The organism is Lichenicola sp. (genome assembly GCF_965198575.1).
In the GTDB taxonomy this organism is placed as follows: Bacteria; Pseudomonadota; Alphaproteobacteria; order Acetobacterales; family Acetobacteraceae; genus Lichenicola.
Genome location: NZ_OZ240671.1, coordinates 3,362,983 through 3,378,510 on the forward strand (window position 1 = coordinate 3,362,983; position 15,528 = coordinate 3,378,510).

The 15,528-nt window shown below is 68.3% G+C and carries 12 protein-coding genes and 1 tRNA gene; 9 read left to right on the plus strand and 4 right to left on the minus strand.

The window, feature by feature from the left end; all coding sequences use genetic code 11:
• Nucleotides 1-29: 29 nt before the first annotated feature.
• The 5 genes from ACOEQ2_RS15290 to ACOEQ2_RS15310 all read left to right on the plus strand — a co-directional run bounded on the left by ACOEQ2_RS15290 (nt 30) and on the right by ACOEQ2_RS15310 (nt 5,365).
• Entirely contained in the window at nt 30-1,421 is a 1,392-nt protein-coding gene (locus ACOEQ2_RS15290) for an MFS transporter (RefSeq protein WP_419728814.1), read from the plus strand.
• Nucleotides 1,422-1,485: 64 nt separating this feature from the next.
• Nucleotides 1,486-3,228, plus strand: a complete 1,743-nt coding sequence (treF, locus tag ACOEQ2_RS15295) for an alpha,alpha-trehalase TreF (RefSeq protein ID WP_419728815.1) — start codon at nt 1,486-1,488, stop codon at nt 3,226-3,228.
• 66 nt (nt 3,229-3,294) lie between these two features.
• Complete coding sequence (locus tag ACOEQ2_RS15300) at nt 3,295-3,672, plus strand: hypothetical protein (RefSeq protein ID WP_419728816.1); 378 nt, start codon at nt 3,295-3,297, stop codon at nt 3,670-3,672.
• On the plus strand, nt 3,669-4,469 hold the full coding sequence (hpaI, locus tag ACOEQ2_RS15305; protein WP_419728817.1) for a 4-hydroxy-2-oxoheptanedioate aldolase: 801 nt from the start codon (nt 3,669-3,671) through the stop codon (nt 4,467-4,469). Before ACOEQ2_RS15300 ends, hpaI begins: the two co-directional genes overlap by 4 nt.
• Before the next feature lie 263 nt (nt 4,470-4,732).
• Entirely contained in the window at nt 4,733-5,365 is a 633-nt protein-coding gene (locus ACOEQ2_RS15310; protein ID WP_419728818.1) for a hypothetical protein, read from the plus strand.
• A gap of 54 nt (nt 5,366-5,419) precedes the next feature.
• Here the strand turns inward: ACOEQ2_RS15310 and ACOEQ2_RS15315 are convergent, their stop codons facing one another.
• Complete coding sequence (locus tag ACOEQ2_RS15315) at nt 5,420-6,013, minus strand: cytochrome b (protein ID WP_419728819.1); 594 nt, start codon at nt 6,011-6,013, stop codon at nt 5,420-5,422.
• A complete protein-coding gene (locus ACOEQ2_RS15320; RefSeq protein ID WP_419728820.1) occupies nt 6,010-7,074 on the minus strand; it encodes a catalase family peroxidase in 1,065 nt (354 codons plus the stop codon). The genes ACOEQ2_RS15315 and ACOEQ2_RS15320 overlap by 4 nt, the downstream gene beginning before the upstream one ends.
• Before the next feature lie 235 nt (nt 7,075-7,309).
• On the opposite strand from ACOEQ2_RS15320, the gene ACOEQ2_RS15325 reads away from it, so the two are divergent.
• Complete coding sequence (locus ACOEQ2_RS15325) at nt 7,310-8,299, plus strand: redoxin domain-containing protein (protein WP_419728821.1); 990 nt, start codon at nt 7,310-7,312, stop codon at nt 8,297-8,299.
• A 567-nt stretch (nt 8,300-8,866) separates the two neighbouring features.
• On the opposite strand, the gene ACOEQ2_RS15330 is transcribed toward ACOEQ2_RS15325, so the two are convergent.
• Both ACOEQ2_RS15330 and ACOEQ2_RS15335 read right to left on the minus strand, forming a co-directional pair.
• Nucleotides 8,867-11,719 (minus strand): DUF4214 domain-containing protein, encoded by a 2,853-nt coding sequence (locus ACOEQ2_RS15330; RefSeq protein ID WP_419728822.1) that lies wholly within the window; start codon nt 11,717-11,719, stop codon nt 8,867-8,869.
• Nucleotides 11,720-12,190: 471 nt separating this feature from the next.
• Nucleotides 12,191-12,264: transfer RNA gene (locus ACOEQ2_RS15335), tRNA-Cys, on the minus strand.
• A gap of 159 nt (nt 12,265-12,423) precedes the next feature.
• Here ACOEQ2_RS15335 and ACOEQ2_RS15340 point away from each other — a divergent pair.
• From ACOEQ2_RS15340 to ACOEQ2_RS15350, 3 genes are all read left to right on the plus strand, one after another.
• The gene (locus ACOEQ2_RS15340) at nt 12,424-13,143 is read left to right on the plus strand and encodes a protein-L-isoaspartate O-methyltransferase family protein (RefSeq protein ID WP_419728823.1); all 720 of its coding nucleotides are present in this window, start codon (nt 12,424-12,426) and stop codon (nt 13,141-13,143) included.
• Between the two features lie 168 nt (nt 13,144-13,311).
• The gene (locus ACOEQ2_RS15345; RefSeq protein WP_419728824.1) at nt 13,312-14,772 is read left to right on the plus strand and encodes a TolC family outer membrane protein; all 1,461 of its coding nucleotides are present in this window, start codon (nt 13,312-13,314) and stop codon (nt 14,770-14,772) included.
• A 3-nt stretch (nt 14,773-14,775) separates the two neighbouring features.
• Nucleotides 14,776-15,489 carry a DUF2497 domain-containing protein gene (locus ACOEQ2_RS15350; protein ID WP_419728825.1) on the plus strand — a complete coding sequence of 238 codons (714 nt, stop codon included), beginning with the start codon at nt 14,776-14,778 and terminating at the stop codon, nt 15,487-15,489.
• Nucleotides 15,490-15,528 lie beyond the last annotated feature (39 nt).

The window sequence follows — 15,528 nt, forward strand, 5'->3', positions numbered from 1 at the left end:
CCAAGCCGTATGTCGCCAGGCGCGCTGCGTTGAATTTGGCCGTCGCCGAGGAGGATGGTCTCCCGGTCCCGCGTCGCTATTGGGCGATGCTGGCCATCGCCCTTGCCGTGACGATGGCGGTGCTGGACGGCGCGATCGCCAACGTGGCGTTGCCGACCATCGCCCGCGACCTGCATGCAAGCCCCGCCGACTCCATCTGGGTGGTCAACGCCTACCAGCTCGCCATCACCATCAGCCTGCTGCCGGTCGCGGCCCTCGGCGAGATCCATGGCTACCGGCGCGTCTATCTGATCGGGCTGGTGCTGTTCACCCTGGCCTCGGCAATCTGCGCCCTGTCGGACTCGCTGCTGACGCTGACCCTGGCCCGCGTGGCGCAAGGGTTCGGCGCGGCCGCCATCATGAGCGTGAATGCCGCGCTGACCCGCTTCGTCTATCCACGCCGGCTGCTCGGGCGCGGCATCGGCATCAACGCGATGGTGGTGGCGATCTCCTCCGCACTCGGGCCCAGCGTTGCGGCGGCCATCCTGTCGGTCGGCAACTGGCCGTGGCTGTTCGCCATCAACGTGCCGATCGGCGTGCTGGCGTTCGCGGTGGCGATCCGCAGCCTGCCGACGACACCGCCTGCCAGCCATCGCTTCGATACCGGCAGCGCGCTGCTGAGTGCCGCCACCTTCGGGTTGCTGATCGCCGCCATCGACGGCGCCGGGCACTCCGCCCACCTGCCGATGGTGCTGGGCCTGGTCGTGCTGACGGTGGTGTGCGGCACCCTCCTGGTGCGCCGGCAGGCCGGCCGTACGGCGCCGCTGCTGCCGGTCGACCTGCTGCGCATTCCGGTGTTCGCGCTGTCGATCCTCACCTCGATCCTGTCCTTCACAGCGCAGATGCTCGCCTTCGTGGCGCTGCCGTTCTATTTCCAGGACGCGCTCGGCCGCTCTGCGGTGCAGACCGGCCTGCTGCTGACGCCCTGGCCACTGGCGCTTGCCGTCGTCGCACCCTTCGCAGGCAGGCTCTCCGACCGGTATTCAGCCGGCCTGCTCGGTGGTCTCGGGCTGCTGATCATGGGGCTCGGCCTGATCCTGATCGTGCAGCTGCCGGCGCATCCCGGCGACCTGGCACTGGTCTGGCGCCTGGCGCTGTGCGGCATCGGGTTCGGGCTGTTCCAGACACCTAACAATCGCGCCATGCTGCAGGCGGCGCCCAGGCACAGGTCGGGTGGCGCCGGTGGGATGCTCGCCACCGCCCGGCTGCTCGGCCAGACCACGGGCGCCGCCCTGGTTGCGATGATCTTCTCGCTGGCGCCGATGCGGGGCACCGCGCTGTCGGTCACGGTGGCCGCCGTCTGCGCGATCCTGGCCGCCGCGGTCAGCCTGGTCCGGCTGGGAACACAGCCCGGCAACGCCACCTCGCAGCCGGCCGGCTGAGCTGCGAGCACGCCCCCGCCGCGTGGTGTCCGGATGCCGTGGCGAGCGGCGGAAAGATCCCGGCATGACTGCAGCGTACCGGGTGGCGGCCCGGGCCGGGTGGCGACCGCCGGTCATGGCAATGCTGGCAATGCTGGTTGCGTGGTCCGCTTCGGCTACACCGGCTGCGCACGCTCCCGCGAGTGTCGCTGCGGGCGGTGCCTCGCGCACCCGGGCCGCGCCGCCGCCGGTCGTGCTGCAGCCGCCCTCGGTGTTGTTCGGCGACCTCTACCGCGAGGTCGAGATGCAGCATGTCTTCGGCGACCAGAAGACGTTTGCGGACGCTGTGCCGCGAAAGCCGCCGGAGCAGGTCATGGGTGACTACGCGGTTGCGTCGGCCAAGCCGGACTTCGATTTGCGGGCTTTCGTCGCAGCGCATTTCACCCTGTCCCGGCTGGATCGTCTTGATTTTACGCCGCGGCCCGACCAGCCGATCGCAGACTATATCGCCCGCATGTGGACGGTGCTGCAGCGCCGGCCGGACGCCACGCAGTCATTCTCGTCGCTGCTGCCGCTGCGCTATCCGTATGTCGTTCCGGGCGGCCGGTTCAGCGAGATCTACTATTGGGACAGCTACTTCACCATGCTCGGGCTCGAGCACGACAGACGCCACGATCTCGCGACCGACATGATCCGCAACATGGCGTCGCTGATCGACCGCTACGGCCATATCCCGAACGGCAACCGCACCTACTACCTGAGCCGCTCCGAGCCGCCGTTCTTTGCATGCATGATCGACCTGATGGCGGCGCATGACGGGCCCCAGGCGTATCTCACCTATCTGCCGGAGCTGGCCGCCGAGTATCGCTACTGGATGCAGGGCGAGGACGACCTGGCACCGGGGCGTGCGCACCGTCATGTCGTACGGCTTGCCGACGGGATCGTCATGAATCGCTACTGGGACGATCGCGACGTGCCGCGGGACGAGAGCTATGCCGAGGATGTCGCCACCGCGAAAACGAGCGGCCGGCCGCCCGCCGAGATCTATCGCGAGCTGCGCGCCGGCGGCGAGACCGGCTGGGATTTCAGCTCGCGCTGGCTGGCGGATGGCCGCACGCTCGGTACGATCCGCGTGACCCAGCTGCTGCCGGTCGACCTCAACAGCCTGATCGCGCACATGGAACAGACCCTCGCGCACGGCTACGAGCTAAGAGGCGAGCCGCGCCGCGCCGACTATTTCCGGCAGCGTGCAGCAATGCGGATCGCAGCGATCCGTCGCCTGATGTGGGACCAGGCGGACGGCGTCTTCACCGACTATCTCTGGACCGATCGGCGGCAGACCGGAACGATCACCGCCGCCACCGTCGTGCCGCTGTTCCTGGGCCTCGCGACCCCGGAGGAGGGCGCCCGCGTGGCGGACACGGTCCGCACGCGACTGCTCCGTCCGGGTGGCATGACGACGAGCCTGGACGCCGACGGCCAGCAATGGGACGGCCCGAACGGCTGGGCGCCGATGCAGTGGATGGCGGTGGTAGGCCTGCGCGCTTACGGCAAGGACGTGCTGGCCGCCGACATCGCCAGCCGGTGGATCGAGCGCCAGATCGCGGCCTATACGCGGAGCGGCGTTCTGCTCGAGAAATACAATGTGCGCGACGACCGGACCTCCTCGGACGGCGGTGGTGGTGGTGGCGGCGAATATCCGCTGCAGGTCGGTTTCGGCTGGACCAACGGCGTGCTGGCCGTGCTGATGCAGCTCTATCCGGGTACGACACGGGCCAGCCTGGAGACCAATCCTGCCATCCGGCTGCCGGCGTCACCCGGGCATTGATGTCGCGGGTGCTCGCATCGGCGCGTGAAACGGCTGGACGCGAAAGCGTCCAGGAACCACCAGCTCATGGACGGACATCGCGTTGCGGGAACGGCCAGACCTCTCCGTGTGCTGCCGAAAGTGGCAGTAGTTGTCTGCGCCCTCGGCGCCGCGGTGCGAGCCGAGGCGGGGGTTGATGTCGACGTGTCCAGCTACGCCCGCGCGCAACGGATGGTCTGCATCGATGGGTGGCGCCGGTCGAACCTGTTCTGTCCTGGAACGGGATCACCGATCGGGGTCCCGGATGCGGGCGCAGGTGGCAACACGGTGGCTTGGCGCCATGTGCAGGGCGCGATCGCCCGCACCACCCAGGTCTTTTCCTATGACCGTGCGGGACACTTTTTCGGCGATCCTGAGCCGACTCCGATGGACGCGAACAATGAGCAGAGGACAATGTCGCCATGACCAGGACGGGCAATCCCTTCAAGGCGCGGCTTCGCCAGCCCGGTGCGCAGATCGGCCTCTGGCTGTCGCTGGCCAATGCCTATTCGGCGGAGCTCTGCGCCGGCGCCGGGTATGACTGGCTGCTGATCGACGGGGAACACGCCCCGAACGACATCCCGACCATCCTGGCGCAGCTGCAGGCGATCGCGGCCTACCCGGTGCATCCGATCGTCAGGCCGGTCGCGGGTGAGGCCTGGATGATCAAGCAGCTGCTGGATATCGGCGCGCAGACCATCCTGGTGCCGATGGTCGAGACACCGGAGCAGGCCGCCGCCCTGGTTGCCGCCATGCGCTATCCGCCGGCCGGGGTGCGCGGGGTCGGCGCTGCGGTCGGGCGTGTCTCGGGCTGGGACCGTCGCGCCGACTACCTGCACCAGGCGGATGCCGAGACCTGTCTGCTGGTGCAGATCGAGACCAGGCTGGGGCTCGAGAATCTCGACGCGATCGCCGCGATCGACGGCATCGACGGGCTGTTCATCGGGCCGGCCGACCTGTCCGCGTCGCTCGGCTTCCTCGGCGACCCGACCGCGGCGCCGGTGGTCCAGGCGATCGACGACGCGTTCCAGCGGATCATCGCATCCGGAAAGGCGGCCGGCATCCTGCTCGGCGACGAGGCGCTGGCGGCACGGGCAATCGGGCAGGGCGCCCGCTTCGTCGCGGTCGGCACCGATGTCGGACTGCTCAGGCGCGGCGCGGACGGCCTGGCCGCGCGGTTCGGCTGCGCGGCGCCTGCGGAGACGGGCAGGAGCTCCTACTAAGGCGGTCGTCTGCAGACGACCGCGACGCGTGCAGACCGAGCGGTCGACCCTCCGGGATCGAGACGGCGTCACATGAGGCAAGACCGCTCGCAGCCGGCAACAAAACTCAGTATATAGAAGCGGCTTTCTGACGACCTGATCCGAAACGCAAGCGGAATGGCATGCCGCACCGAGGCCCTGACATGGGAAGCAGTCACCCGCCTGCGGTGCAATCGAGCGCACGCTTCTATGTGATCATGTCGGTCGTTCTCGCCTGCATCGTCGTGTTCGGCTTCTCCCACACGATCCCCTTCGATCTCGCCCCGCCTGGCCTCCCGCTGCTGCTTCTGCTGCACGCCGTGATCTTTGGCGCCTGGGTGCTCCTGTTCATCGTTCAGGCGTCCCTGGTCGCCAGGCGCTCCATCGTGATGCATCGACGGCTCGGCTGGGTCGGCGTCGGGTTGGCGTGTGCGATGATAATCCTCGGCTGCAGCGCCATCCTGCTCGCGCTGTGGCATAAATCGCTCCCGCCGTTCTATCCGCCCGGCCTTTTCATTGTCCGTGGCATCGTCGGGCTGGTCTTGTTTGCCGGCCTCCTCACCGCGGCGATCCGGTTGCGCCGCAAACCCGAGTGGCACAAGCGGCTCACCCTGTGCGCCGCCATGACCGTGGTCGTTCCGGGGCTGGAGCGATCGCTGCCGTTGCCGCTGTTCGGCGCGGCCTGGCCATTCGTGGCGGACGGGGTGCTCGATCTCATCGCGCTCGTCGGACCGGCGATGGACCTGTCGATTCGCAAGCGCATCCACCCGGCTTATGTCTGGGGAGTGGGTGCGATCGTAGCAGGTCAGGCCGTCGTCGACCTTGTCGCCCCGTCGCCTATCGCGGCGCTGATGCTGCGCCTGGTCGGCGCGAGCTAGCGGCAGCGACGGCAGGGTCGGACGGGACCGCCAGCACGTCCCGGCAGCCGGCGCCTACTCGGCCGGCTCGGCGACGGTGCGGTCAGGCACTGGTGCCATCGCCTCGAACACGCCGTCGCGGCGGATCAGCGCGTGGAACAGCGCAGCACCCAGATGCAGCAGGATCAGCGCGAAGAACGCGAACGCCAGGGTGCGGTGCGCGGTCCAGAGCAGGCTGTGCAGCGTGTCGCTCTGCGGCAGGATCGGCGGCAGGGTGAAGCCGAGCATCTTCACCGGGTAGGCGGCTGCGGACAGCATGCCCCAGCCGATCAGCGGCATCGCCAGCATCAGCGCATAGAAGGCGTAGTGCGACAGCCGGGCCGCGAGCTTCATCGGCTCCGGCAGGTCGGCCGGCAGCGGCGGCGACCCATACCGCAGCCGCACCGCGATCCGCAGCAGCACCAGGATCAGGATGGCGATGCCGAGGGGCTTGTGGATGGAAACCAGCGTCAGGTAGCGCTGGCTGATCGTCGAGACCATGCCGACGCCGATGAACAGCATGGCCAGGATGCAGGCCGCCATCAGCCAGTGGATGCCCCGCTGCAGCGGGGTGAAGCGGGGCGGGACGACCAGCCCGGCCGGGGTGGCGCCGGCGGTGGTGGCGCTCATGGCTTGGCTCCCTGGTCAGGTGCCGTGCGCGGATAATCGGCTGCTTCCGCCGTGCGCCGGTCGTAGGATACCGCATACGCCGCCGAGCGTGCCGCCGGGAACGGATCGTCCGACGTGGTCATGCCGTCCGGCAGCACGGTCGGGTCGTAATTGATGTCGCGGCAGGGTCCGTCGCGCTCCGGCTGCACCGCACTCACGACCAAAGTACCGACATCGACGGCGTGCCGGTCCGCGGGCCACGGCCTGGTGGGATCGGCGGTGGGATCGGCGGCGTCGGCCACCGTCACTTGCATGGTCCAGCGCACCGGGCCGGCCTGCACCCGCTTCGTGATCTCCTGCTCGAGCAGGTCGGGCCCGCCGGCATCGAGCGTGGCGGGATCCACCGTCACTGGCTGGGTCGCCGGCAGCATCGACCAGCGCACGGCATGCGCGGTGCCGGAGCGGTCGATGAAGCGGAAGGCGTTCAGGCCGTTGTACCGGTCCTCGGCGTAGGAGCCGGTCCAGGGGCCGGTCTTGGCCCAGCCGAGGAACGGCTTGAACTCGGGGTGGCTCGCGATGAAGCCGCCCATCGCGCCGGGGTCCTTGGAGCCGCTGGCGGTCAGCAGCGCATAGAACGCCCGGGGCGTGGAGACCGCGAAGAACGGCGCGTTGATCATGCCGCTGCGCCATTCCTGGCCACCCGGCGGCGTGATGTCGATGCTGAGCCCGCGGACCCGGACGGTGGCATCCTTCGCATCGGGATCGGGCGTTCCGAGATTGAACCGGCCCACCACGGGGTAGGAGCCGGATACGAACACCGCCGCCCGGGACAATGCCGTGCCGTTCCCGTCGGCCTCGAACTGGCCGGTGAAGCAGACGCCCTTGGCATGGTTGCGCCGGTGGCCGAGATCTCCCGGCGCCGGCGTTCCGAGTCCGTTCACGAGGCGGGACGGGGTCAGCCGGTGCGGCGAGAGCCAGCCCGCGGTGTAGGCAAACGCGCCGGCGGTGCAGCCGAGCACGGCGGCGATGACGATCAGGGATCCGAGCGGAGCCGATGACGGCGGGCGGGGGGTCTGTGGCATCGCGTCTTCCCTGGCCGCGGCGCTTCCGGCGGCATGGCCTCGTCAGGCAGAGGCTAAGCCTGATGCCAATCATGCCGGAAATGCAACCATTTCCTGACCATGGCGTCCGCATGGCGTGGCTCGCGTGCTTGACCCTCCGCCGGGCGATCTTCAGGTTCGATCCGTCGGGCATCGGCAGCGGCAGGCTGAGCACGCGGCGACCCCACGAATGCTGCACGGCAGACAGAGGCTCGTCATGACCCGCCGCCATCGGTTCGTTTCCACCGTCTGCGGCCTCGCGGCCGTCATGCTCACCTGTGCCGCGTCACCCGCGTCGCGTGCTGCAGGTCCGGTGCCGCCGCGGCAGGATGTCGGTCCGGCGCCGGAGTTCGCGGGGATCAAGGGCTGGCTGAATGGCGGTCCGCTGACCATGGCGGGTCTGCGCGGCAAGGTCGTGCTGGTCGATTTCTGGGCGTATTCCTGCATCAACTGCATCCGCACGCTCCCCTTCCTCGAGCGATGGCAGAGCCAGTACGGCAGCCAGGGCCTGGTCGTGGTGGGCGTGCACACGCCGGAGTTCAGGTTCGAGACCAATCCGCACAACATCCAGTCGGCGATCTCGCGCTTCGGCATCAACTACCCGGTCGCCGAGGATGACGACATGCAGACCTGGAACGCGTTCCACAACCGGTACTGGCCGGCGGAGTACCTGATCGATCGCGCCGGGCACATCGTCTCTGCCCATGCCGGCGAGGGCGAGTACGGCGCCACCGAGAACGCGATCCGCACGCTGCTCGGCAACCACTCATCGGTAGGCCCGGAGAACGGCGTCGACCTCAGCCGGATCGGCTCGCCGGAGATGTATTTCGGGCTGCAGCGGGTCGCGATGCTGGCCAGTCCGCAGGCGCCGCGTGCCGGCGCGCAGATCTACACCGCCCCGGCCACGCTGCCGCTGAACCGGTTCGCGCTGGTCGGACGCTGGAGCCTGGCGGGCGAGAGCGCGACGCTGGCTCAACCGGGCGGCCGGATCCTGCTGCATTGCCGTTCCGGCAAGATCTTCATGGTGGCGAGCAGCACTGCGCCGGTCACGGTGAAGGTGACGGTCGACGGCAAGCCCGCGGCGGACGTGACCATCCAGGGCAGCAGGCTCTACACCCTCTTCGACAGCAGCGATTACGGCGAGCACGAGCTCGAACTGGACATTCCGCGGGCGGGTCTGTCGGCGTTCACCTTCACGTTCGGCTAAGGGCTCTCGACGGACCCGCGGGCTATACGTCCTGGCGGAAACCCCACCGATGTATCCTGGCGGGCCCGGACGGTTCGAGGCGCCAGGCTCGGGCTGGGCACTCGATCGATGGCACGTTCCTCATGTGTCCAGGTATTCCTGCGGAGTGCAGACCTCCGGGAGGATGGTGAGGAGGGCGACCGGAGGCCATCGGAAGGCGACATCGGCTCGCACGAGGCACCTGGCGTTGACTTTTGAGGCGGGCGCAGACCGTTCCATCGATGATCCGCGGGCAGGGTGGCGCGACCAGACGCTACCCGAGCCAGACAGCATCACCCCGGCAAGACTTTCTGATCGAAGCCGAACTCTCGCGGAAGTTCAACTCGCTGGTTTCCTGCGACGTGAGGTGGCCTCCGATCAAAGCCCAGGCTGCCCAGACTGGCTGCCGTCGCGCGGTGTGACGATCCTGTCCTGGGGACTGAGGCATGCGCCGGAGTGTGCCGCGACCGGGTCGACGCGTCCCTGCACCTGGTCCAGCCCGGCCCGACCGGCAGCACGCCCGAGGATCATACCTGCCTGGCCCAGGTGTCAGACAGGCCTGATCAGGTGCCCGTAGGCTTCGGGCGAGGTGGCAATGCCGGACAGGACGCTTCCCGTCGTGGTCCCGGCCTGCAACGATGTGACCCAGTGGTTCAGCCCTGGCTGGTCCGGCACGCGGCCAAGTCCGGTGGCATACAAGCTGGTAACCAGTGCCGAGGGGCCTTGCCCGGCGTGATCGGCCATGAACTCCGGCGAGGCGGCAATGCTCTGCGCGATCTGCTGTGGCGTGAGGCCACCCTGGAGCGCCTGGGTGAAGACGGCGAGGCCGCCCGGGTCAGGGGCGCGGCCGAACGCCGTCTCGTAGAGCTCGGTGATCAACGCGCCGTTCGCGTCCGGCACCCAGACGTTGGCGGTGTCTGCTGCGAGGTGGGTTCTGGCTTCGTCCGATTGCGCCATGCCAGCGGCGATCGAGCCGAACGACGCGCCGTTCGCCAGGGCCTGGACATAGTTGGCCAGCCCGGGCGCGTCCGGCGCACGCCCGAGCAGGCCCTGGTAGAGCAGCGTCACGAACCCGGTGTCGCTCATGCTGGCGGGCGTGCCGTGCAGGTGCTGGAACTCCGGGCTGTCCAGCATGGCGGTCGCGACTGAGGCCGCGCCGGCTGTTGCGATCTGCGTCGAAAACCCGGCGAGGCCGCCGGTGTCGCCAGCCCGCCCCAGCAATCCTTCATAGAGACGCTGCACCAGGGCCTGATCTGTGTCGGGACCGACAGACAAGGTCCCGTCGGTAAGGACGATCGCCTCGGTGCCGGCGACGAATTGCATGCGGGCGCCGCCATCGAGGAGCCCCGCGATCTGTGCGGAGCCGACCGAGGCTGCCGTGGTGATGCCGTTCACCGGATCAGGCAGCACTAGCAGCGAAACCGGGCCGGTGGCAGCGACGCTGGCCGCCTGATTGGTGGCCACGGCGGTGATCTGGTGCAGCCCTGGATCGAGCGGGGTGGTCAGCGCGGCACTGTAGGTGCCGATCGCATCGCCCGGATTGGCTGCCACCGGTAGCGGGGCGCCCTCGGCCAGGCTGCCGTCCGCAACGAGAGCCAGGGTGGCGCCGGCCGCGACGGTCCCGGTCACGGTCGGCGTCCCGGTGTTGACGATCACCGAAGTGGCGCTGTTGCCGTCGTCCAGCGATACGCCGACCGTCGGTGCGGGAGGGATCGGCGCCACCGTGATGTCGAGGCTTGGCGAGGCGGAAGAAACCGCCTGCGGTCCGGCGGACAAGGCGAAACTGGCAGTGTCGAAGTTTCCGACAAAGCTGAGCCTGTCCGTCACGCCGCCGGCGACGATCCTGAGCACGCCACCGGTCGCGGTGCCGGTGTAGCTCTCGCTCGTGACGGAGGCGAGCGAGAAGCCGGTCAGTTGGATCACGTTGTCGACGAAAGACGGCGCAACGAGGCCCGAGGGGACGTGTCCGGTGTTGGTGAATTGCGGCGTGGCCGTCGTGATGGTGCCGGTGAAATCACGCGGATCACCGAGGATCAGGACCCCGCTGCTATCGGCGAACGAAACGTCGACCGATACCGGTCCGTCCAGTTCGAGCTTGACGTCTCCTGACTGGGCGTCAGGAGAGCCGTCGTATGCTTGTGTCGAAATGCCGGGGGCGGGGCCGACGACGAGCGTGCCGGTTCCACTGACCGCTCCCTTGAGGTCCAGGACGGCAAACGCGAAGGGCAGGTCGAGAGTGTTCGCGGTGATGGTGCCGTCATCGATGATCGGACCGGAAATCGTGCCGTTGCCACCGACCGTGCCGGAGCCCACCACGACGAGCTGGGCTGCCGAGAACGACGCGTCGTTCCCGAGCGCGAGGCTGCCGGCAACCGTCAGCTGATTGCTGGTGTCGTAGCTCCCGCCGACAAGGTCGAGGCTGGCCGCACCGTCGACTTGCTGCAGAGTCTGCTGCAGGGAAAGCGTCGTGCCGGTTCCCGGATCGACGCTTTCGACGACACCGCCCGAGTTGATGATGATCGTTGCGTCGTCGCCGACGATCGGGCCCCCCATGTCGAGATCGAGCGTGCCGCCGGAGAGCGCTTCATACGTGCCCCCGGTCAGGGTGCCATCGAGAAAACTTCCGCCTGCACCCTCGGCATGCACCGTAAGGCCGCCTGATGATGCCACGAGGCTTCCGGTATTCCGGAGCGATTCCACCGACACGATCAAGCTGCTGCCGACGATCAACCCGTCATTGTCGATAGCCCCGGGACTGGTGACGGTGCCCTGCCCCTGGATGTCATAGCCATGATTCCGCAGCGCGCCGAAAGACAAGCTGCCACCGGTCAGGTCGATCTCGCCGCCATCCTGCAGCAACAGATCACCTGCAACCGAGAGTGCGCCGAGCAGGATCAAATAGTTGGCGGCGATGCTGACCGTATCGACGGCATAGCTCTCGGCGGCGCCGACGGTCACGAAATAATCGTATTGCTGGCTCCCGGTCGTTCCGTTGCCGAGCTGGTAGATCTCGGGAAGGACGACATCCGCATCCGTCGTAGCGGGCACGACCCCTCCCTTCCAGATCGAGGGATCGGACCAGTCGACATCCTGGTTCAGGGTCTGTGGCGCAAACACAAATTCCGTCATCGATCGCATCCTGCCAACGCTCAGAGCATCCGATCGGGATGATTTCTCTTCGATAACAGGATCACAATGGAGGCCGATTATAAATGACAGGGCCCATGGTGCCTGTCCGCAGGCGCGCATGACCTGGCTGTCGCACCCGGTTGTCGTTGAGCGGCTTCGATCCGCGATCGCTGCGAACGGCGTGTGGGTGCTGCACGAGATCGACCCGCAGGCAATCCTGGCTCTGGCCCCGGCCACGGCATCGGGGCTGCGCGGCAGATCCTGATCTTCCATCCGAACCGGATGGTGCGCCTGCTTGCGGCGACCCGGCCGCCTCGCTCGAGGCCTCGCTTCGCCGCGGTGCGGACAGGTGATGGCTGGCATGGCTCGTTCGTGGCTGCAGACAGAACCTCGGCTGTCGCCGCTGCACGAATAGCGCACATAGCCGACCGGCACTGTTCGACGGAGTTCCCGGCCCGTTCTTGCGACGCCGTAGATTTCAAGCGATGCGCGCTGGCTCGTGAGGAACCGGAAGGTCCCCCTGCCGGACACCGACCGGTCTGATCCAGCGCCGTGCCGCGCTGGTCGCGCCTTCAAACAAGATGCGCTCCGGTAAGTGGTCGCCCATCTCTAGCGCGAAGCCGAGGCCGCCTCGGCTGTGTCCTCACATTCCCTGCCAGCCCTGACCTTGAGCCGGGCGACGATCTGACAAGTTCCGGCGAGTGACCGGAACGTCGTTGAACACACTGGCTTGCAAGGTTGATCTGGAGGTCCGGGCGGGAATCGAACCCACATTCGCGGATTTGCAGTCCGCTGCATCACCACTCTGCCACCGGACCGAAGGATGCGGGGGCTGTATCCCGCGGTCGAACCGCAAGGTCAAGCGCGGCCCCTGCGGCCTCCCCGGGGACACGGCTGAGCTGCGTGCGTCTTTGCAGACGGCCTGCGTGGCTCCTATGGTTCGGCTCCCCGGCAGCCCGCCTCGCGCACGGAGCACCATGAGCCAGTCCGCCCTCCCCGTATCCGACGACGACGTGTCCCCGCCCGGTCCGTTGCCGGACATGCTGTTCGCGCGAGAGCGGATGGTCGACACGCAGATCCGGCCGGTCCAGGTCAACGACCCGCGGATCCTGAAGGCGATGCGCGAGCTGCCGCGCGAACGGTTCGTGCCCCCTGGCCGCGCCGCCATCGCCTACATGGACCAGGATGTGGCGCTCGGCGGCGGCCGCGTGCTGACCGAGCCGCGCGTGATCGCCCGGCTGATCCAGGCCATGGCGCCGCGTCGTGGCGAGCGCGCGCTGGTGGTCGGGGCGGGCACCGGATACGCCGCAAGCCTGCTCGAGGCACTCGGGCTGGTCGTCGTCGCGCTCGAACAGAACGAGGCCCTCGGCCGGCACGGCAAGGCACTGCTGGCCGAGCTGGCACCTGCGGTCCGTTACGAAACCGGTCCGCTCGCAGCCGGGTGCCCGGGCCAGGCGCCATTCGACCTGATCCTGATCGACGGCGCGGTGCGGGCGGTCCCCGAGGCACTTGCCTCGCAGTTGGTGCCCGGCGGCCGGTTGGGTGGGATCCTGGCTCTGCCGGGACGGGTCTCGACCGCGTTCGTGGCGGAGGCCGGCGAGGTGGCTGGTAGCGCCGCGATCAGGCCGCGACCGCAATTCGATGCCGCGACGCCGCTGCTGCCGGAGCTCGCGCCGGCGCCGGGCTTCAGTTTCTGAGCGCTGCCGGTTGCCGAGGATGCCCCATCCCTGTGACCCGGCAGGCACGGAGGCGCGGCGTTAACCCGGCGTAAAGCCGGCGGGGCTAGAAGCAGCGTCGGGTTCTGTGGCAGAGGAAGAACACCGGAAGTCCTTTGGATGCCGGGGATGTGACGGAGAGGGCTCGGAATGTCGATCAAGCGAGGGGTGGGCGCAGGTTTGGCTGCCCTGCTGTACAGCACGACAGCGCTGGCCCAGAAGTATGACGGCAGCGGTGTGCCGACCTTCATCCCGCACACGCTGGAGGAGGCCCTCACTTCCGCCTACCTGACCAACCCGACGCTCACGGCCGAGCGGGCGGCGCTGCGCTCGATCGACGAGAACGTCGCGGTGGCGGTAGCCGGCTGGCGGCCGACCGTGTCGGTGACCACCAGCGGCACCGTCTATAACGGCAGTTCGTCGACGACCTTTGCCAATGCGGCAACGCCGTTCACCGCGGGCGGCCGCAGCGTCTCGACGCAGGTCCTGCACGGCATCGGCGGCTACACCACCGGCGTGTCGGCGAGCCAGCCGCTCTACCAGGGCGGCAAGACGACGGCGCAGACGCACCAGGCGGTGAACCGGGTGATGGCAGAGCGCGCCAACCTGATCTCCACCGAGCAGCAGGTGTTCGGCAACGTGGTCAACGCCTATGTCGGCGTGATCGAGGACCAGCAGCTGCTGCAGCTGCAGATCAACAACGAGAAGGTGCTCGAGGAGCAGCTTCGCGCCACCAACGACCGCTTCCGGGTCGGCGAGATCACCCGCACCGACGTGGCGCAGGCGGAAGCCGCACTCGCGAGTGCGCGCGCTGCACGCCAGCAGGCGGAAGGCACGTTGCAGACCGCGCAGGCGACCTACACGCAGCAGGTCGGCAACGCGCCGCCGCCGAACCTGATCCCGCCGCAGCCGCTGGCATTGCCGGTGCAGACGCAGGAGCAGGCGGTTGCCGAGTCCGTCTCGAACAACCCCAACGTGATCAATGCCCTGTTCACCCAGTCGTCCGACAAGGACGCGGTGGATGTGGCGATGTCGGCGCTGATGCCGAAGCTGTCCCTGCAGGGGCAGTACACCAAGAGCTCGGGGCAGGGTGCGATTGGTGCGCAGAGCGACCTCGAGGAGGGGCTGATCACCCTGACGGTGCCGCTGTACCAGGGCGGCGCGGAATACGCGACGGTCCGCCAGGCGCGGCAGACGGAGCAGCAGGGACGCCGGCTGGTGGATGTGCAGCGTCGCAGTGCCGCACAGCTGGCGATCTCGAACTGGCAGAACCTGATCTCGTTCCGCGCCTCGATCGACAGCGACCGCGCTGCGATCCAGTCCAACATCGTCGCCCTCGATGGTGTCGAGCGGCAGGCGATCGTCGGCACCAGCACCACGCTCGAAGTGCTGCAGCAGCAGCAGACGCTGCTTTCCGCGCAGGTGGCCCTCGTGCAGAGCCTGAGCAACCTGGTGCTGACGTCGTATGGCGTCGCCGCCGCGATCGGACGCCTGACCGCCCGCGACCTCCGGCTGCCGGTGCCGATCTACAACGAGACCGCCTACTACAACGCGGTCAAGGATCGGCTCTGGGGCATCAACGACTACGCCGTTTCGCAGCCGGGCAGGTGAACCGTGGCTGACCTTCCCGGCTTTCCGGCCGATCCGTCCGATGGCTCGATGGAGACGATCCTGGCCTCGATCCGGCGGATCATCCGAGAGGACGAGGGTGGTCCGGCGCCGGTAACGACCGCCGAGGAGGACGAGCTTCTGGTGCTGCAGCCATCGATGCGGGTGCAGCCGACCAGTTCAGAGGAGAGCGTGATGGCAGTCGAAAGCGTCGTGCCTGCACCGACGGGCGCGAAAAGTGCTGCCGAACTGGCAGCCTCGCTCTTCGACGATGACGAGCCCGTGGCTGTCGTGGCCTTTCGTGAGCCCGCAGCGCTTCCGGTGGTCCAGGCGCCACCGCCGCCACCGCCTGCCGCCTTCGACCCTGCCGCTTTCGCCAGCCAGTCGCTGGCGCTGCAAACCATCGCAGAGCCGGGACCGCGGCCTGTGCCTGCAGCGGCATCCGGTCCGGTGCTGGGTGCAGCCGCTTCCCCACTGATCGCTCCGGAAACCCGGGCCGCGGCTGCGCAGTCACTGGCGGCACTGCAGGATGCGTTCAGGCCCGAGCCGGCACCGCTCTCCGCGCTGCGCCTGCTGCGCTCCGGTGGCCCGACCATCGAGGACATGGTCCGCGAGGAGCTGGCCGTGCAGCTCAAGGCCTGGCTCGACGCCAACCTTCCCGCCCTGGTGGAGCGTGTCGTTCGCCAGGAGATCGAGCAGCTGGTGCAGCGCCCCGTCTGAGCCGCCCCGCCTGATTAGCCCCGCCTGATCAGCCCGCCT